The 17,319-nt window shown below is 68.9% G+C and carries 17 protein-coding genes and 2 pseudogenes; 12 read left to right on the forward strand and 7 right to left on the reverse strand.

Annotated elements, in window-relative coordinates:
• The first annotated feature begins 81 nt into the window (after positions 1-81).
• A complete protein-coding gene (locus KIS93_RS62995; protein ID WP_222107253.1) occupies positions 82-516 on the forward strand; it encodes a zinc-binding dehydrogenase in 435 nt (144 codons plus the stop codon).
• 522 nt (positions 517-1,038) lie between these two features.
• On the opposite strand, the gene KIS93_RS05005 is transcribed toward KIS93_RS62995, so the two are convergent.
• The 4 genes from KIS93_RS05005 to KIS93_RS05020 form a co-directional block, all read right to left on the reverse strand.
• Positions 1,039-2,547 carry a hypothetical protein gene (locus KIS93_RS05005; RefSeq protein ID WP_186403784.1) on the reverse strand — a complete coding sequence of 503 codons (1,509 nt, stop codon included), beginning with the start codon at positions 2,545-2,547 and terminating at the stop codon, positions 1,039-1,041.
• A 1,054-nt stretch (positions 2,548-3,601) separates the two neighbouring features.
• Positions 3,602-4,147 carry a hypothetical protein gene (locus tag KIS93_RS05010; protein WP_186403785.1) on the reverse strand — a complete coding sequence of 182 codons (546 nt, stop codon included), beginning with the start codon at positions 4,145-4,147 and terminating at the stop codon, positions 3,602-3,604.
• A gap of 456 nt (positions 4,148-4,603) precedes the next feature.
• Positions 4,604-5,677, reverse strand: a complete 1,074-nt coding sequence (locus KIS93_RS05015; protein WP_246005189.1) for a cytochrome P450 — start codon at positions 5,675-5,677, stop codon at positions 4,604-4,606.
• A 332-nt stretch (positions 5,678-6,009) separates the two neighbouring features.
• A complete protein-coding gene (locus KIS93_RS05020; protein WP_186403787.1) occupies positions 6,010-6,288 on the reverse strand; it encodes a hypothetical protein in 279 nt (92 codons plus the stop codon).
• Positions 6,289-6,703: 415 nt separating this feature from the next.
• On the opposite strand from KIS93_RS05020, the gene KIS93_RS05025 reads away from it, so the two are divergent.
• Positions 6,704-7,144 carry an SRPBCC domain-containing protein gene (locus KIS93_RS05025; RefSeq protein ID WP_186403788.1) on the forward strand — a complete coding sequence of 147 codons (441 nt, stop codon included), beginning with the start codon at positions 6,704-6,706 and terminating at the stop codon, positions 7,142-7,144.
• Here the strand turns inward: KIS93_RS05025 and KIS93_RS05030 are convergent.
• The 3 genes from KIS93_RS05030 to KIS93_RS05040 are packed head-to-tail and all read right to left on the reverse strand — an operon-like array spanning position 7,141 to position 9,472.
• Positions 7,141-8,337 (reverse strand): DUF6545 domain-containing protein, encoded by a 1,197-nt coding sequence (locus tag KIS93_RS05030; protein ID WP_186403789.1) that lies wholly within the window; start codon positions 8,335-8,337, stop codon positions 7,141-7,143. The two genes, KIS93_RS05025 and KIS93_RS05030, sit on opposite strands and share 4 nt — an antisense overlap.
• Positions 8,330-9,022: a hypothetical protein gene (locus tag KIS93_RS05035; protein ID WP_186403790.1), complete on the reverse strand. Its 693-nt coding sequence runs from the start codon at positions 9,020-9,022 to the stop codon at positions 8,330-8,332. Before KIS93_RS05035 ends, KIS93_RS05030 begins: the two co-directional genes overlap by 8 nt.
• Positions 9,023-9,070: 48 nt before the next feature.
• Positions 9,071-9,472 carry a helix-turn-helix domain-containing protein gene (locus KIS93_RS05040; RefSeq protein ID WP_186403791.1) on the reverse strand — a complete coding sequence of 134 codons (402 nt, stop codon included), beginning with the start codon at positions 9,470-9,472 and terminating at the stop codon, positions 9,071-9,073.
• Positions 9,473-9,706: 234 nt separating this feature from the next.
• Between KIS93_RS05040 and KIS93_RS05045 the strand changes: the two genes are divergently transcribed.
• From KIS93_RS05045 to KIS93_RS05085, 10 genes and pseudogenes are all read left to right on the forward strand, one after another.
• Entirely contained in the window at positions 9,707-9,973 is a 267-nt protein-coding gene (locus KIS93_RS05045) for a hypothetical protein (RefSeq protein WP_186403792.1), read from the forward strand.
• A 125-nt stretch (positions 9,974-10,098) separates the two neighbouring features.
• Positions 10,099-11,574 (forward strand): MFS transporter, encoded by a 1,476-nt coding sequence (locus KIS93_RS05050; protein ID WP_186403793.1) that lies wholly within the window; start codon positions 10,099-10,101, stop codon positions 11,572-11,574.
• 41 nt (positions 11,575-11,615) lie between these two features.
• The gene (locus KIS93_RS05055; RefSeq protein ID WP_186403794.1) at positions 11,616-11,921 is read left to right on the forward strand and encodes a hypothetical protein; all 306 of its coding nucleotides are present in this window, start codon (positions 11,616-11,618) and stop codon (positions 11,919-11,921) included.
• Complete coding sequence (locus KIS93_RS05060) at positions 11,918-12,310, forward strand: hypothetical protein (protein ID WP_186403795.1); 393 nt, start codon at positions 11,918-11,920, stop codon at positions 12,308-12,310. Before KIS93_RS05055 ends, KIS93_RS05060 begins: the two co-directional genes overlap by 4 nt.
• Entirely contained in the window at positions 12,307-13,902 is a 1,596-nt protein-coding gene (locus KIS93_RS05065) for a thiamine pyrophosphate-binding protein (RefSeq protein ID WP_186403796.1), read from the forward strand. The genes KIS93_RS05060 and KIS93_RS05065 overlap by 4 nt, the downstream gene beginning before the upstream one ends.
• A 66-nt stretch (positions 13,903-13,968) precedes the next feature.
• Positions 13,969-14,766, forward strand: coding sequence for a 2,3-dihydro-2,3-dihydroxybenzoate dehydrogenase (locus KIS93_RS05070; protein WP_186403797.1), 798 nt, complete (start codon positions 13,969-13,971; stop codon positions 14,764-14,766).
• Positions 14,767-14,784: 18 nt separating this feature from the next.
• Positions 14,785-15,831 (forward strand): annotated as a pseudogene (locus KIS93_RS67275) (isochorismate synthase); the annotation flags it as partial.
• Positions 15,789-15,950: a chorismate-binding protein gene (locus KIS93_RS63000; protein ID WP_222107254.1), complete on the forward strand. Its 162-nt coding sequence runs from the start codon at positions 15,789-15,791 to the stop codon at positions 15,948-15,950. The pseudogene KIS93_RS67275 and the gene KIS93_RS63000, both read left to right, overlap by 43 nt.
• A gap of 147 nt (positions 15,951-16,097) precedes the next feature.
• Positions 16,098-16,642 (forward strand): annotated as a pseudogene (locus KIS93_RS05080) (isochorismatase family protein).
• Between the two features lie 28 nt (positions 16,643-16,670).
• Complete coding sequence (locus tag KIS93_RS05085; protein WP_186403798.1) at positions 16,671-17,285, forward strand: RNA polymerase sigma factor; 615 nt, start codon at positions 16,671-16,673, stop codon at positions 17,283-17,285.
• Positions 17,286-17,319: the final 34 nt, after the last annotated feature.

Consider the following 17,319-nt stretch of genomic DNA (forward strand, 5'->3'; position numbering starts at 1 on the left):
TACTCGGCCCACTGGGCTGCGCGATCCAGACCGGCGCGGGTAACTGTGCTGCTCGCGCTCAAGGTGGCCACAGGATCCAGCATGATCGTTTTCGGGACGGGAGCGGTCGGCCTGAGCGCGATCATGGCCGCGCGGGTGGCCGTCGCCGCCACGATCGTCGCCATCGACGTCCGCCCCGCACGCCTGGACCTGGCGCGGGGACTCGGAGCGACCCACGCCTTCGACGGAACCCGTGAGGACCTGCCGAGACGTTTGCAGGAGGTGACCGGCGAAGCCCACTACACGATCGACACCACGGGCCTGCCTGCGGTCATCGCCACCGCGATCGCCGCGCTGCGCCCCACCGGCACCTGCGGCCTGCTCGGCGCTCCCCAGGCGGACCTGGTGCTCGATCCCAAGCTCGTACTGGCCGGAGGCAACCTCATGGGCAGCTGCGAAGGCGACGCCGTCCCGCAACTCCTCATCCCCGCGCTGGTCCGGCTCTGGCAGCAGGGACGCTTCCCGTCGAAAAACTGATCACGACCTTCCTCCTGGCCCACATCAACGAAGCCGAGCAGGCCGCCGTCGCGGGCGAGGTCGTCAAACCCGTTCTGCTGCCCTGAACGGCAAGGCCGCCCGGCCGGCTCGCTCAGCGATCGGGCGCTCGACAACTTGTCATGTTCTCCTCGCACCGCAGGCAAGCTCCAAGGGCCTTCAGCCCGGCGGCGAATCACCGGAAAACGCATCAGTCCCGCCCGTCGCCGCGCCCGCAGGAAAGCGGGCCTGGCTGATGACAGCACGTCGCACCGGCAACTGCTGACCGACCACGACCCGACCGCCCACTGTCTCGCCCCTGTCGTCGTGACCTGGTGATGAGGACACGGCCCCGCCATGAGTGCACGATCATCGAGGCGCTGTCCAGGACCCGACCGCAGCCGAGATCGGATACGCGTTCACGCACCTGGGCCTTCGGCGATCGCTCCCGCGTGCGGGGACCATGGCCCACAGGGTCCACGTCCCGGAACGGAGCCGGTCCTGACGCCTGCGCGCCCACCTGCCTCACCCCCGCCCCGTACGAGTGCCTCGCCAGGACGAGGTGAGCCGGTCGACGATCGGCAGCCCCCGGGCTTCCAGCGCACGGCGGGCCAGGGCGGCGCCACGGCGGCGCGCATCGGCGAAGTCGTCCGGCGAACCGCCCCGAAAAAGCGGGGGAGAGGGTGCGGGCTTGAGCGGCCGTGCCGGTCGGTCACCAGGGCTGCGGATGGCAGAGGCGACGTCCGGCGCCCGGCGTGCCTCATTCACCTGCGCTCCGATGGCCACGCACGCCAGACAGGGATGCCCGGAGGGCAGCACATGATCCTCACACTCAGGACGCGGGCAGCGGTAGCCGCGCCGCAGCACCGTCAAGGCCGCCGCCACCGGCCGCCGCACCGGCAACCCACGCCAGACCGCCAGTCGGCGACGCACCCGAGCCGACAGCTCGGCGGCGGTCCGGCCTTTGCCGAGCTCAGCTTCGATCGCGGCCAATACCCGCTCCCGATCGGTATCCGACATGCGCGCCTGCCACTCGATCGGCAACGCGCACATCACACTCAGCGCCCCGCCGGGTCGCACCGCCGGGCGCGGCAGCCGCTCCACCACCTGCCTGTCGACGCCGCCGGTTTGTGCCCTCTCGCGCAGCGACCCGTCCTCAGCGCTCCTACGGCGCTGTAGATCGCCTACGGCGAGAGGAGAACAATCACGCTTCCTCCCTCCCGCTTGATCGTCAGGCTTCTGTGCAGGCTCGGCTTCCGAGATCGTTTCGCCGTGGCTTCCGCGATCACCTCGTTCAGCTTTCCGGGGTCGATCTTCCCCTGCGGACACGGCGCCCCCGCCCGCCTCCTCCTCACGAACCCCGGGACCGGAGCGCAAGGGCGCATCATGCGTCCGGTAAGCGATCAAACGGCCCATACGGTGGCCGGTGATCCAGCCGTCCATCTCCAGCGTGGCCAGCAGAGACCGCACCGTCCGATCCGTCACCCCCAGATCCTCGGCCAGCGCGGCTTGCTCACGAACCCGGCCGACCTCCTCCTCGCGGCGCAACCGGCAATACAGCTCCAGCAGCGCGGCCCGGTTCCGGCGGGGCGCCCACACGCCGCCGACACGGTGACAGCCGACTCCGGCCGCCGCCCGGTAGGAAATCCGGGCCCACGCGGCGTTCTGCGGGATCGGGGCCAGAAAGCGGCGGGTCACGGACGTGCTGGAGTCGGTGACGATCCATCCTCCGGCCGCAGCGAGCCCCTGGTAGATCGTGGAAGGGTGCACCCCGAGCCGCCTGGCCAGGTAACCGATGCTCGCGGTGCAGCCCGCCTGCCGCTGCGACAGCGCGGCGATCTGCGCCGCGACCGGCCAGGCCGCTCCATGCGGCAGTTCGAGGGGGACTTTGACCGTGCCGTCCGGCAGGTCGTCCAGGCGGACGGGAGAGCGCGCGGTCCCGGCTGGGCTCGGGGCGTCGGCCTCGCCGGAACGCCGGTCAAAGCGGTGGCCGGGGGCTGTTTTCGGGCATGCTGAAGAGAGCGCATGGCTCACGGTGTGCTCCTGCGGTGTTGGTGGGCGCACCAAAGACAGGTGCCGGCGATCGTGCCGGTGGCCGATCGCGCACCCGAGGTGCGTTATGGGGTTAGGAGATCCCGGGTATGTCTCCTCCGGGCGGGCGGCTGATCTAGATCACGGGCGCCTCCGGGATCACCTGCAGCCGGTGTGCGAGCCACGGGAACGCGGCGGTGACATCGGGTGGGCCCATGACGAGGCGGTCCGCAGGCAGGCGAACGTCACCGCTGCCGATGCCAGGGGTTGTCGGACCTGGCACCGTTTTCGGGCGTACTGAAGAGAGCGCATGGCTCACGGTGTGCTCCTGCGGTGTTGGTGGGCGCACCAAAGACAGGTGCCGGCGATCGTGCCGGTGGCCGATCGCGCACCCGAGGTGCGTTATGGGGTTAGAAGGGCCGGAATGTCGTCCGGGCGATGGGCTATTCAGGCCAAGGGCGCCTCCGGCCGAAGCTGGGTGTGATGCGCCGACCGCGCAACCACGGTGGCGAGCTGGAGGCGGTGGCAGATCGACGGCCCGACGACGGGCCGCCTGAGGCCGGTCGGGGCAGAGCGCACCCGGCTCGTCGCGACGCCACGAAGCGTTCCCTCGGCCGGCACTTCGACCAGCCAAGGAGCCGTGCGCAAGCCCCTGCGGGGCTGCTGAAGACCCGCCCCATCACCAGGCGCGGCAAGGCGCTGCCTGGCACACGGCGCGGCAGATTCCGCGCTTCGCGGTGTGCCCCGTTTAGGGCAGGCGCGAGCGGTAAAGATCGCGGTAGGGCCGGACACGCCGAACACGCCGAATGTGCGCACGACTAGCCGACCCGGTGATCCATCGTCTATGGTGGTCTCCGAGACGTCTGGACGCCGGCCAGGCACGCGAAAGCCGAAGCCGACACGAGCCGGGCCGGTCGTCTGGTTTGTAGAGAGAGCTCTCGCGCAAGGTTTTCCAGGCCGGTAGCGCGGGGGCTCTCTGCATTTGTGCGGGTGCGCCGGTGTGGGCGCGGCTTACATGGGCGTCTGCGTGCCTCCTCTTGCCGGAGTGCCGGCGAATCTAAGCGGCGCTCTGCCGGGGCTGGTCGGCGCCGTACACATCCAGGAACGACTGCTGCTCGTAAGTGGATCGAAGGTCCACCGCCGAGGTGTCGGCGCCGCCGCTCAGCAGAATGCCAACGAGCGAGCGAGCAGCCTCGGGCGCCAGCCCGCGACCGTCGTGGCCGTGATCGCCTTCTTTCGGCTCGGGGTGCAACGCACTCATCAAGGTCACGAGATAGGCCGTCATGCGGGAATAACCGTAGGCCTTGTACGCGGACTTGATGCGGGGCTTCACGCCCAGCGGAGTCCGGAACGTGAACACATGCCTCCCGCCGGACACCGGCACCTGCGCGGCTCCCAGCAGCATCGGAATCGCCGACTGGACAGACGCGGCCCGTTCCGGATCCTCGCGTTGCTCCGGGTGCAAGGCACTGATCAGGTCGGCCAGATAGACGCCGGGCTGAGTGTAGCCATGGCGCTGGCCGGCATCCTCGATGCGGCGTCTCAGCTCGGACGGCACCGCGAACGTCGATGTGTCCCTTTGCCCCTTGCTGAGCTGTGCCATCGCCATCCCCTCCCATCACTGGTGATCGAGACCGTAGCGCACAGACAATCAGATTGCGAGGAGCCGCGCAGGCGATTCGCATAGTTGCTCGCAGTTTCATGACATCAGCACTCCGTCACACGAAATCCAATCTTGATGATCACAGCCGAGGAAGCAGTACTACCGAATCCGGGCGGATGTTCCTCTGGAGGCGTGAGCGTGGCGATCCGTCCAATTGAGCGTCGAATGCCCGATCGCCTTGCCCTTCGAGGGAGATGTCTCGTTGGGCGACCTCCTTCCTGTGGTCGGGATCAATGAGCAAGCCCACGGCCACAGCCTCATCCGCGTTGTCGCAGCAGGATGTGGCGGCGTTGGAGTGCGGCCCGTAGGCAGTGTCAGCCGAACGCCGTCTTGATGGCACTTTGCTCGGCGGCTCTCACTGAGCGAAGAGTTGAGCGCGAGAACTCGCTGCCAGCTTCAGGCGAGCAGCACCGGCAGTCGCATGGGCTTGTGGGTGAACTCCTGGCTGGTCCAGGGCACGTCCTCCAAGGGGATGGCGCAGCGCAGCGCCGGAGCCCGGCTTGTGAGGGCTCGCAGCGCCTCCTGCAACTCCATCCTGGCGAAGGCGTGGCCGAGGCAGTAGTGCGGGCCGTGTCCGAAGCCCAGGTGTCCTCGAGTATCGGCGCCCTCATCGTAGCGGCGGATGTCGAATCGTTCGGGGCAGTGGAATGCCTGGGGATCGTGGTTGGCCGCGGCGATGTGTGGCAGCACCACGGTGCCTGCGGGTACGACTGCTCCGGAGGGGAGTTTCACGGTGGTGGTGGCGTGCCGTACCAGGCCGGGGTTGCCGGGCCCGTCGTATCGGAGGATCTCCTCCACTGCCGAGGGGATCAATGCGGGGTCCTGGACAAGGATCTGATACTGCTGCGGGTGCAGCAACAGCCGGAACACGCCGCGGGAGATCATCATGGCAGTGGTCTCGTGGCCGGCAGTGATAATCATGAAGACGATGTTGACCAGTTCCGTCTCTGTCAACTGATCTCCATCGTCATGGGCGCCGATGAGCTCATCGAGAAGGTCGTCGCCGGGGTTGGCGCGGTGGCTGTCCACCAGGCGGGCCACGTACGCCATGAACGAGGCGTAGGCCTCCATGCGCTTCTGAACCGAGGCGGTGTTGGTTGTCAGGAAGGCCGTGCTCCAGGTGTGGAACTGCTGATGGTCGGCGGTGGGTACGCCCAGCACTTGACAGATCATGCGGGAGGCAAGGGGCAGGGCGTATTCGGCGACCAGGTCGATGACTCCGTCGGCGGGGTCGAGGAGTTCGTGTGCGAGGGTGCGGCAGGATTGCCGCCATTGCTCGGCCGCCTGCACGGTGAAGGCAGTGCGGAGGATCCGGCGCTGCCGGCTGTGGCCGGGGGCGTCCATGTTGACCAGGATGCCGGGCACGTCCTCGACGGTCAGGCCCTTGATCGGCCGTGGCAGCGTCGGATCAGTGAGATCACGACTGCTGCCTGGGCAGGCCAGGATGGCCTGAACGTCGTCGTAGTTCACAGCCGTGAGGATGTTCGCCCCGCTCGGCATGGCCATGGGGGCGAGCGGGGCGGAGCGGTATCGCTCGGCCAGGGCAGGTGAGGGGGTGCCGTAAGGGCCAGGCGTCCATGCTGTCTCGGCGGTTTTGGGGGCGGTGGTCACAATGGGACTCCTCGTCTGCTGCTGAGGGAATGAGCGGGTAGGGCGCGCCAACCGCCGAAGCCGTGGCGATGGGTGCCCGGGGTACATGTGGAGAGGTTCGCTGCCGGTCTGTGCAAGGTGGCTCAGCGCGGAAGCGGGATGGCCACGAGCGGTCGTTGTGTCTGCGGCGGCAGGGTGTCTCGTGCTGGACGTCATGTGACCCCCAGGGCAGCGGCAATGCCCCTGGCCAGGGTTTCGATGATGTTGGGGACGTAGAAGATCACGCCGATGACGACGGCGACGGCCAGGAATTGAACGAAGCGCGTGATCTCTCTGGTGAACAGGAAGAACAGCGCCACCACCGAGACGGTGACCAGAAAGAGCGGTCCGAAGAAGGCGCGGAGGAAATCGGCCAGTCCCGTGGTGTCCAGCTCCCCCGTGGGGGTCGGCGATGGAGAGAGCGAGGTCAGGAGGTTGGTCACGTGATTCATGGCTGCGGGGATTGCGTCAGCGAGCCGGCTGCGGACTGTGGGCTCGCAGGGACAAGGAGTCCGCGCTTGAGTCCGGACCCGCGGAGGCGGACCTGGGCAGGTGGTGCGAGAGCCGGAGTCGCATTGGCCGCTTGCATGGGGGCACACCTCTTTCGCCATCCTGCATCGCGGTCACCATATATTGGTGAAAGCTGTCATGTGTCGTCAATTAATTGGTAAACAAGATGTCGCCGCGGTGGGTGGTATGTCAAGATCGATGGCCATAAATTGTTGGCGAGGGCGTCTGTTCGTCCATGTATGGTGTTGTGATCGTGTTAGCCCTGTACCAAGATCCATCCTCCATGTATGGTGGAGTTAATCCATCTATGGCGGGTTGTGGCCATGGATGCCTCCCGACGACACCGCGAGGTGAGGCGTGCACCAGGTCCGGACGGAGATCCACATCTCGGCATCTCCCGAGCAGGTATGGAAGATCCTCTGCGATTTCGGCGCCTATCCTGAATGGAATCCGCTGGTGCCCCGGATGCGCGGCGCCGCGGTGCCAGGAAGCCGACTGTCTCTGCCCACGGCCATGTGGCCGGGAGGCCCTGTCGTCATGCCGACGCGCGCGACGGTAGAGGAGGCGACGCCTCCACGGCGTCTGGCCTGGCGGGTCAACATGATCACGCGCAGTGTCGCCAGTTCACTGCACGATTTCGAACTGTCTCCCGATGGGGCGGGAGGCACGCATCTGCTGCATCGAGAGACCATCACCGGGGCGATGGCTCCGATGATGTGGTCCGTGGTGCGCCGGTTCGAGCCGACGTTCGTACAGCTCAATCAGGCACTGAAGAAACGCGCTGAAGCGTCGGCCTAGCTGCGCCCTGGGTGCTGCGAGAGGGGCGCGGCGTCCGAGGTCAGCGGCAGCGGGCCCTGAGCGTATTCGCGAGCGACCTTGGTGATCCACGAGATGCCGCCCGCGATATCGTCGGGGGCCGCCTGGCCGTAGGTCCAGCTGGTGTGCTCGGTCGCGAGGTCCGGCCGCTGCGCCAGTGCGGCGGCGATCCAGGCAGCATGTGCCGCGGGCTCGATCCGATCCTCAGGCAGCCCGGCTGCTCTGGCCGCCGAGCGCGCCCTGGCTAGCAGCGCGGGCGATTCGGGCCAGGCCGCCAGAAGTCCGAGAGTGTCGTGGATCTCGGTGACCGCGGCAATCAGCAGGGCGCCGGTCGGCAGGCTTTCCTGCACCCGGATCACGTCAGGGTAGGCGGTGCGTAGCGCCCGCCATAGCGGGGAGAGCAGGCGCAGGTCGCGGCGAGCTCGATACCAGTTCAGCGGCAGGGCGAGGGCCGGCACCGTCAAACCGACGAAACCGATGGTGTAGCCGGGGTAATTGATGACCGCCGCAAGGTCGGCCGACCATGGCCATGGCCAGGGCGGAACACCAGGCATCCAGGTTCTGAGGGCATCGGGCACCAGGTAGAGCAATGTGTACAGCGAGCGAGCGCCGCCGATGTTGCCGATGGCCATCATGTACAGGCCGACCTTGGTGAGCCGCGAGACGGTCGCGCGGGCGAGCGCGGTGAAGGCGACGGTCGCGGTCACGAACACGGCCAGCATGTATCCCTCGTACAACCCGAGAGTGATCATCTGTGCGGGCGAACCCCGATGATGGCCGATGGCGAGGTAGGAGGAGGGGCCGTCCAGGTGATGGGTGAGGGCCAGGACAGAGGTGGTGGCGATGAAGGCGCCGGCTACCGTCCAAAGGAGCCACAGCACGCGTATGGGATGCCGGCGATCCGCTGTCCGGCCCAGCTGCAGCCAGCCGCCGACCGCAGACATGGCGATCATTCCAGCGGTCATCTCGATGGCGAACGGCAGGCCGGGCAGGTTGCTGACGCGCAGCAGCCAGGCGTGGACCGCGGGCTGCGGGGCGATGGTGGCATTCACGCATCCGAAGGCCAGCGCGAGGGCGATCAGGAAGTGCCGGGGTGATCTGCGGATCCCCGGCATGCGTAACAGCGCGATCACCCACATCGGCACCAAGGTCAGGACGAGAATCAGACTACTCATCGAGGTAGGGGTTGAGCAGGGGCCCGGCGAGTTCGCGCAGGGTCTCGCCGCGTGCGGGGTTGAGGCTCTTGAGCCCACCGCGGCGGGCCCGATCCCCCAGGGCCATGGCCAGGGCGTCGGCTTCTTGCTCCAGCCGTCCCCGGTCGTGCAGGGTGCGGCCCATGACGGCCTGAATCTCGCTGCGGCCGCCAGCGCCGGAGAAGCCTTGCGCCTGCCGAGCCGTAGCGGCGAAGTCGGCGATCTGCCTCTTGGCTTCTTCGTCCAGCTCTCCCATGCTGCGGGTCAAGACCCGCAGCTCTGAGCCGGACGGCTCGGCGGCGCTCGACGATGGGGCCATGGTTCGAGCGATGTTCTTCCGCGCCTCGGGCTCCTTGTAATGGCCGCAGACGAGGTGCGCCGCCTCATGGAAGATCATCATCAGCTGATGCGGCACGGGCACGTACCCCGCGTACCCGATGATGTCCAGGTCGGCCGTCCGGATGTAGAGCCCGCCCACCCCGCACGCATCCAGCCGCGAGAATCGGCCAAGCTCGAAGGGGTGCGCGACCACGTGCCGGTCCGTCAAGCGGCTCAGCAGGGCACAAAACCCTTCGAGGTCAAAGGGATCTGGCATCTGGCGTAGCAGGGAGCCGTGTTCGCGCTGCAGTTGCTTGAACAGTGTCCGACCGCGCGGTAACCGGAACATGTGATCCTCCCTTCGCAGGCAACACTCAGAAGCTGGGATCGCTGGCGGTCATTGATCCACAGGGGGAAGTCCGTGCACGCGCCGGACCATGTTGGTGAAGTCGACGATCTGCTGCCGTGCCTGTTCGTCCAGCTCGCCGATGCTGCGAGTCAGGACGACCATCTCCGGGGTGGGCGGTTCCGGCACGGGAATGGAAGCGGAGTCGTCGGCTGATGCCGCTCCCTCGCCGGCCCAGTAGCCCAACGGCACGTCGGGAAACAGGATTTGCAGGGCGCCCATGGTCTTGGCCGTCGGATTGGTCATCTCGCCTCTCTTGGCCCGGCCGATCTGACTGGAGCTCCAGCCCAACACCGCCTGGAGTTCCTTGTCACTCTTGCCGGCCAGAGCGCGCTGGATCCGTTCCGCGATCACGAGCTCCCGAGGTGTAGGCACATCACTCTTTGCTGCCACGGTCCCCGCTCCTCACGGTCGCACCTCCATAAATGAAGGTTCTTCGAGGAATTCCACAATACATGGGCGGGAGATCTTGACACACCCCTTGCCTCATAGACATCGTGTTCATCAATAAATGAGTGACTTGCTGCTCGATCACCAATATATGGGTGAGCAGATTGGCGGTCGGAGGCTGTGCAGCGGCCTGCTCACAAGCGATTACCGATGTCCCCCGCCCTCGGAGATGCAACGATGCCGTTGAACGATCATCTACCCGTGCGGTCAGCCAATGCCGCTACGGCATGCCGCCGGACCCACAGCCATGATCAGCACGGAACCCAGCAGCTGACGGTGGCCGCGCCGTGGCTGAGCGCCGACGAGTTGCCGGCCCAGGACGAAGTCAGTGGCGGTGACCCAGTGCTGCTGGTGGTCGGTCGGCCCGCGATCAGCCTGAGCGAACGGCTCATCGCCGTGAGCGTCCCCAACCACGGCGGCTCGACGAGTTCCCGATGGTCGTGACCGCTGGGCCTGGCCACTCCGTGGCCTCACGGCGGCCGCGCGTCTCCACGCGCGCTTCTCACCGCCGCCCGTCATCATCGCAGCGATTGGTACAGGTGGTCAGTGCCGCCGTGACAGGCCTGGTAATGGCAGACACGCTGGCCTCCACCCTGGTCCTGCCGCTGGTCCGTCAAGATCCGATCGCACGAGGCGTGCCGCTGGCGCAGGTCAGCCTGCTCACCACCGCCTACCTGGCCGCCATCGCGGCGCTGCTGACTCCGGCCGGTCGCCTGGCGGACCTGATCGGCCGACGTGCGCTGCTGGCAGCGGGCCTGATGGTCTTCGCCGCGGGCGCGTTCACGATGGCGTTCGCCTCGAGCTGGCCACTTCTGGTGAGCGCACGGCTGGCCCAAGGGGTGGCAGCGGCGATGATGCTGCCCTCCGCGCTGGGGCTGCTGCTGAGCCGTGTTGGGAATCGGCAGCGGCGCGGCGCGGCCGCGCTGTGGGGGGCGGCCACCGGCGCCGGCGGGCTGGTCGCGCATGCCTTCGGCGGGCTGATGGCCGACGGTTACGGATGGCGGGCGTTGTACCTGCCCATGGGCGTCACCGCCATCGCGCTGCTGCTCCTGGTGGCGGCGCTGCCGCGCACGCCGACCGGTGAGCGCGGGGCGCTGGACGTGCCGGGGATGCTCGCCTCAACGTCCGCCATCGCCGCGGCGGTGCTGCTGCTGTCCTGCGGTGGTTCGTGGGGGTGGACCTCGCCCGCCACGCTCGCGGTGGGCGCCGTGATGGTGAGCGCCGCGAACCTGGCCTGGGCCCGCGCGCGCCGTCGCCCGGAGGGCGCTGAGCAGGTTGCGCCGCTGTGGCGGTACCCAGGCTTCACGTGGGGGCTGCTGACGTCACTGCTCTACGGGCTGCTGGCCTTCCCGCTGCTGGCGGTCGCGCCGCTGGTGCTACGCGGCGCCGGGATGAGCCCCACCGGCGTGGGAGTGGCCCTGGCCCCCCTGTCTGCCGCCGTCATGCTGTCCAGCACCCTGGTGGCCCGGGCTGCCCGCCGCGCCGGCACGTCCTGGACGATCTACGCAGGCGCCTACCTCAGCACCATCGGCCTGGTGGTGCTGTACGCCGCTCCGCACACCTCGATGGGCGCGCTGGCCGGGCTGGTTATCACCGGCGCGGGGTTCGGGTTCCTCTCCACGACCGCGACCATCGCGGGCACCTTGGGCGTGACCCCCGCTCGCTACGCCACCGCCATCGGCTCCATCACCACCGCGCGCATGTTGGGCGGCGCCATCGGGCCCGCGACCGCGCTCGCCTACCTGACGTCGACCGGACAGGACCCGGCTGAGGGCTACCCCGACGTGCTGGCAGGCGGAATCGGCTTGAGCCTGCTGCTGGGGCTGCTCTCGCTGGTGCGCCGCATCCGGCACATCAACGGCGCCGCGGCGACCTCCGCCCCGCCCTCGCCGGCCGCACTCACGGCGCGACCGGGGGAGGCGGAGCGGCTGCGGCAGATGCTGCAGCACCAGCGCGCCCGCCTGGAGGCCATCGCCAGCGCGGCCGAGGCCGAACTGGCGCGCCTGACCGGTCCGCGCTCCCGCAGCCCCATGTGGGCTCCCTGACCCAACCTGGCCCCCGTCGTCTCGACCCCTGGAGGACCCGCATGACGATGACCGACATCGCACCGCCGGCAACACGATCACCCCACCGGCCGCCCTACCAACCGCCGTACCAGCGACGAGTGGCGGGGACCAGCACGGCCGTACAGGGGCCCGACGCCTGCTGGGACGGCCGTCTGGACACCCTGCCGATGTTGCGCGCCGCCGACATCCGCTCGATGGAGCGGTTGCGCACCATCATCGCCTGCGCCCGTCAGGGGATCGCCGATCTCGACCTCGCCATCGCCGCACTCGAGGCATCCCAGCAGTCCGCGCAGGGCGCGGCCACCAAGGAGGCTGTCCGGCGATGAGCACCTCTGTGTTCCACACCGAACCCGCCGTCCGGGTGGCCGCGCTCGGTGGCGCCTTGGCCGATCTCACACTGGCGGACGCGGTCGGTGCCCTGACGTACGAGGTGCCGCCTTGTCCTCGTGGGAGGCCACACGAGACGATCAACAACGCCCTCGTCTCTCGGCGTCGCAGCTACACCGCGCCCCACTCGGATCTGGCCAGCCGTAATCTCCCCGCCAGAACGACGAGGGCGGAGTGGGGCAGCCATCTGGACACGCTGCCGCTGCTGCCTACCAGCGATGTCCGGATCATGGAACGGCTCCGCGGGATCCGAGAGTGTGCGCGTCAGGGCATGGCCGAGAACGGCGCCGCGCTCGCCGGGACGCCAGCCGGGAACGGCACACGATGACTCGGCAGAGCCGCCTGCCGGGCGAGATCGCGAACCTGCTGCCCACGTTGGACGTGCGGACTGTGTTCGGCACGGTGAACGGGGATTGCGCCGGCCTGGCCGCCGAATTGGCCCAGCACCAGACAGATCTCATCATTGCCCGCCACGAAGCAGGAGCCGCTGCCATGGCGGCCGTCCACGCCCGCATCAGCGGTCAGCTTGCGGTGCTGCTGCTCGACCGCACCTACGGCTTCGCCGCCGCCGCACCCGGATTGGCCGTCACCCGTCATGATCACGCCCCGATTCTCGTGCTCGGGCCGCACGACCAGACCGACGGCATGCCGCTGCTCGGCACCTGCGACACCCTCGTGCAGAACCTGCAAGATCTACGGCAGGCGAACGCGGTGGTCGTCCAGGCGGCCCGGACCGCGCGGGACCATCAGCGGCCGGTCTTGCTGCGGATCGCCAGCCAGGAGGCGGCCCCATGCTCTGCGCCGGGAGGCGAACGCGCTCCTGCTCCAGCGCCGGTCGCTGATCCTGCCGTAGTGGGGGAGTTGGCAGGACTGCTCGCCCAGGCACAACGTCCCGTCTTCATCGTCGGCCGCGGCGCCGCTCGTGCCGCCGAAGCCCTCGAACGCCTCGCCGAGCGAACGGGCGCACTGCTGGCCACCAGCGTCGCCACGTACGGACTGTTCACCACCAGCCCCTGGAACATCGGGATCAGCGGCGCGCTCGCCACCCCGGACATGGCCGCCATCCTCGCGGAGGCAGATCTGGTCGTCGCCTGGGGATGCTCGCTCGATCCATGGACCACCCGCCGGGGCACCCTGTTCCCGGCCCAAGCCCACGTGGCCCAGATCGACATCGATCCCGCAGCGCTCGGCCTGCATCACCGGATCGACCTCGGCGTCGCCGGCGACGCCGCCCGTACGGCAGAAGCGCTCCAGCAGGCACTTCCACAGACACGCACCGGTTATCGGACCGAACCTGTACGAGAACGAATCGCCACGCGCAGCCGCTGGAAGGATGTCGGATACCAGCCTGCCCTCGCGGCCGGCCGCATCGACCCGAGAACCCTGTCGCTGCTGCTGGACACGATCCTGCCCGCCGAGCGCACGCTCACGGTCGAACTGGGCACCACGATGGGTCCTGCGATCAGCCAGTTGCGAGTGCCCGACGCGGACGGCTTCTGCCTTATCCCCACCCCCGGGCTCGGTCTGGCCGGCGCCGTCGGCGCGGCCCTGGCCAGATGCGACCGACTGGCCATCGCGGTGCTCGACATCGACAGCACGTTGATGGCCGCTGCTGAATTGGAGACGGCCGCTCGCCACCGCGTACCTCTGCTGATCGTTGTCCACGACGATTCAGCCGGCGTCGAGCCCGGCGCGCCGGGGACTCATGCGACCGATCCGGCCGTCGACCTCGCCCTGATCGCCGCAGCACATGGCTGCCCGAGCGCCGTCATTCGCCGTCCCGCCGATCTGACGGTGGTCTCCGAGTGGCTGGCCGGACCCCACGACTATCCGCTGCTGCTGCACGCCCAGGTCACACGCAATGACTGGTGGTTCGAGGACGTCACGACCCTGTCCACGGGCGCATGGCACCGGGGCTGATCTACTTTGTAAAGGACGCTGTCTTTGTGCAATCCATCACCTAACGACAACCCAAAAGCTCCAGCAATGGGGGAGTGGGGCGTCTCCAGCCGGCCATCCTCGCTGGCCCAGCAGTCCGCCCTGGTGACCGGGGCCGCGGGCGGCATCGGCGCGGCCGTCGCCAGCGCGCTTGCCCGGGCCGGGGCCGCCGTCACCGCCTTCGACCTGGACTGGACGCGTCTCCGTCATGTCGCGGCCGAGATCACCGCGGCTGGTCACACTGTCACCGCACGACGCCTGGACGTCACCAACCCCTGGGCGGTCGAGGCGGCGCTCGCTCTGGCCGAAGCTGAACACGGGCCGCCCGACGTCCTGGTGAACGTGGCCGGCATCCTCCACCGAGGAAGCACGGTCAGTTTCTCCGAGGAATGGTGGCGAAGGCTGTTCGCCGTCAACACCGACGGCGTTTTCCATGTTTCTCGCGCCGCGGCCCGCCGCATGGTCCCTCGCCACGGCGGCGCCATCATCACGGTCACCTCGAACGCCGCCATCGTGCCGCGCGCTCAACTGGCGGGCTATGCCGCGTCCAAGGCCGCGGCGACGATGTTCACCCGCTGTCTCGGCCTGGAACTGGCCGCGTTCGGCATCCGCTGCAACGTCGTCGCGCCCGGCTCCACCGACACGCCGATGCTGCGCCAGGCCGGCCACGACGCCTCCAGCGCGGTCGAGGGCGTGCCGGAGGAGTTCCGGCTCGGCATTCCGCTGGGCCGCATCGCCAGCCCGTCCGACATCGCCGACGCCGTGCTCTTCCTGGCCAGTGATCAGGCCCGCCACATCACGATGCACGTCATGCCCGTCGACGGCGGCGCCGGCCTCTCCGCATGACCTTCGCAAGGAGATGACATGTCACCTTGGCTGCTTCCCCCCAAGGCCCCGGCGGTCGCCGACTATGTCGCCCCGCCCATCAAGCAGTATCGGCGCCGCGACGTGCTGTTCTCCGGCCTCGACTACACCCTCTTGGCCCGCGGCGGCGGCGTCTTGACCAGTTCCCCCTTGTCCGAGCTGCCCGAGGCCGCCGCCGCGGCCCTGGCCCAGCACGGCGGCGACCACCTCATCGGAGCGATCAGCTTCGACGGCCTCACCTCCCGCCTGACCGTCCCCGAACGGGTCACCCGTCATGGCCCACTGACCGCGCGTCAGTGTTTCCGCTGCGGCAGGGGTGACTGGCGCATCGTCCCGAAGCCCAGCGAGGACGACTTCATCAAGACGGTGCGCCTGGCCCGGGACCGCCTGGCCGCGGGGGAGGCGGACAAGGTGGTTCTCGCCCGCGCGCTGACATTGACCACGGCCACCGCTCGCCCCATCAGGCTCACCGACCTGCTGGTTCATCTCGGCGGGCGCGGGCGGCACACGTTCGCCGTGCCGCTCGGCCGCGGCTCCACCCTGGTGGGCGCTTCCCCCGAACTGCTCATCTCGCGGCACGGCCGCACGGTGACGACGAAGCCGCTGGCAGGCTCGGCCCCGAGGCAGCCCGATCCGGTCCAGGACCAGGAGACCGGACGGCAGCTCCTGGCCTCGCCGAAGGACGGGCGCGAGCACCGGCTCGTCGTCGACTCGGTCGCCGCCGCACTCGCGCCGTACTGCGCCAACGTGCACATCCCCCAGCAGCCGGAACTGCAGCCCACCCCCACCATGTGGCATCTGGGCACCACCATCACCGCCACGCTCGCCGACCCGGCCATCACCTCGCTGCACCTGGCCGCCGCGCTCCACCCCACACCGGCCGTCTGCGGCACCCCCACTTCGGCTGCGCGGGCGCTCATCACCGAGCTGGAAGGCGGCACCGGAATCGAGCGCGGCTGGTACGCCGGACTGGTCGGCTGGCAGGACGCCGCCGGCGACGGCGAATGGGCGATCGCCCTGCGCTGCGCCGTGATGGACGGCCCCGCCGGCTGCGGCTCTGGGCCGGCGCGGGTGTCGTCGCGGACTCCGATCCGGCGGCCGAGTTGGCCGAGACGAACGCCAAGCTGGCGACCATGCTGCACGCCCTGCACGCCATCCCTCGATGACCTCCGCCACTTGCTCGCCGATCAGAAAGGACCTCGCCGGTGTCGTACCTGCCCGCCGTGCCCGCCTACTTCATGCCTTCCCTGCCCGCCGACGCGTTTCCGGACTGGTCGGTGGAACGGCGCCGCAGCGCGCTGCTCGTCCACGACATGCAGAACTACTTCCTGCGGCCGTTCGCGCCCGCCGCCTCACCTCTCGCCGACCTGCTCGCCAACGCGGCGGCGCTGCGTGAGACGTGCGCCGAGGCGGGCATCCCCGTCCTGTACTCGGTCCAGCAAGGCGGACAGGACCCCGACGAACGCGGCCTGCTGACCGACCGGTGGGGTCCCGGGCTCAGCACGGACCCCGCCGACACCGACCTGCCGCCCGTGCTGGCCCAGGCCCCTCGGACCGGGTCATCATCAAATCCCGCTACAGCGCCTTCTACGACACCTCCCTCGATGAGGCCCTCACGGAGCTGGACCGCGACCAGCTGCTCATCTGCGGGGTGTACGCGCACATCGGCGTCCTGGCCACCGCCCTGGACGCCTTCAGCCGCGACATCCAGCCCTTCGTCATCGGCGACGCTGTGGCCGACCTGTCCTCCCACCACCATGCGATGGCGCTGAACTACCTCGCCTCCTGCTGCAGCCGCATCCTGCCCACCGCACAGGTCACGACCGCGCTGCGCCCGCGGCCGATCCTCGCGCCCTGACAGACCAAACTGCGGAGGAACGAGCGTCATGTGGCAAGCACTGAGCGCGGACACGCAGGCGGCGATCGAGCGGGCACGCCAAGCGTACGGTGACGTCCTGTTCGACTACTGCCACAGCACGCTCGCGGCGGCCGACGCCGAGCTGGCAGCCTGTGGTGCGCTGCTCAGTGCTCATGCCCACGCCGACCGGCTCTCGGAGCCGGAGAACCTGCGCGCCTGGCTCTACGCCCTGGCCCGCGCTCACTGCACCATGCAGGCCACGGCCAGCAGCGGCACCCCGACCGGGCCCGGCGCCGCAGCCGGCACCGACCTGGAAGAAGCCCTCGCGGCGCTGCCCGCCCTGCAGCGTGAGCTGCTGGAGTTGTCCGTCCGCCACGGCCTCACCAACACTGAGATCGCCCTGATCTTCGACGCCGGCGCCATCGAGATCGAACACCTGGTGGACGACGCCGCCGACCACCTGGAGACCTTGCTCGGCAGCGGCCCTGCCCTCACCGCAGCACACACCGCCGCCGACCTCCTCCAACACCTTCCGATCCGAGATGCACCCGCCACGATGGCAGCCCGCCTCACCTGCGCCGAACCGCTCCCGCCGGCACGACATGGCGCAGCGATGGCTTCCCCGAACAAGCACTCATCCTGATCACCAGGTCCAAGCCGAACGTCCGTCGCGGCGC

It is taken from the genome of [Actinomadura] parvosata subsp. kistnae (assembly GCF_900323885.1).
In the GTDB taxonomy this organism is placed as follows: Bacteria; Actinomycetota; Actinomycetes; order Streptosporangiales; family Streptosporangiaceae; genus Nonomuraea; species Nonomuraea composti.

Excerpts from the sequence above, each read along its gene's own strand:
- KIS93_RS05065 (WP_186403796.1), top strand. The coding sequence starts at position 12,307 with ATGACTCGGCAGAGCCGCCTGCCGGGCGAGATCGCGAACCTGCTGCCC.
- KIS93_RS05060 (WP_186403795.1), top strand. The coding sequence starts at position 11,918 with ATGAGCACCTCTGTGTTCCACACCGAACCCGCCGTCCGGGTGGCCGCG.
- KIS93_RS05020 (WP_186403787.1), bottom strand. The coding sequence starts at position 6,288 with ATGAATCACGTGACCAACCTCCTGACCTCGCTCTCTCCATCGCCGACC.
- KIS93_RS05085 (WP_186403798.1), top strand. The coding sequence starts at position 16,671 with ATGTGGCAAGCACTGAGCGCGGACACGCAGGCGGCGATCGAGCGGGCA.
- KIS93_RS62995 (WP_222107253.1), top strand. The coding sequence starts at position 82 with ATGATCGTTTTCGGGACGGGAGCGGTCGGCCTGAGCGCGATCATGGCC.
- KIS93_RS05055 (WP_186403794.1), top strand. The coding sequence starts at position 11,616 with ATGACGATGACCGACATCGCACCGCCGGCAACACGATCACCCCACCGG.
- KIS93_RS05010 (WP_186403785.1), bottom strand. The coding sequence starts at position 4,147 with ATGGCACAGCTCAGCAAGGGGCAAAGGGACACATCGACGTTCGCGGTG.
- KIS93_RS63000 (WP_222107254.1), top strand. The coding sequence starts at position 15,789 with ATGGGCGATCGCCCTGCGCTGCGCCGTGATGGACGGCCCCGCCGGCTG.
- KIS93_RS05030 (WP_186403789.1), bottom strand. The coding sequence starts at position 8,337 with ATGAGTAGTCTGATTCTCGTCCTGACCTTGGTGCCGATGTGGGTGATC.
- KIS93_RS05035 (WP_186403790.1), bottom strand. The coding sequence starts at position 9,022 with ATGTTCCGGTTACCGCGCGGTCGGACACTGTTCAAGCAACTGCAGCGC.
- KIS93_RS05045 (WP_186403792.1), top strand. The coding sequence starts at position 9,707 with ATGCCGTTGAACGATCATCTACCCGTGCGGTCAGCCAATGCCGCTACG.
- KIS93_RS05050 (WP_186403793.1), top strand. The coding sequence starts at position 10,099 with ATGGCAGACACGCTGGCCTCCACCCTGGTCCTGCCGCTGGTCCGTCAA.
- KIS93_RS05070 (WP_186403797.1), top strand. The coding sequence starts at position 13,969 with ATGGGGGAGTGGGGCGTCTCCAGCCGGCCATCCTCGCTGGCCCAGCAG.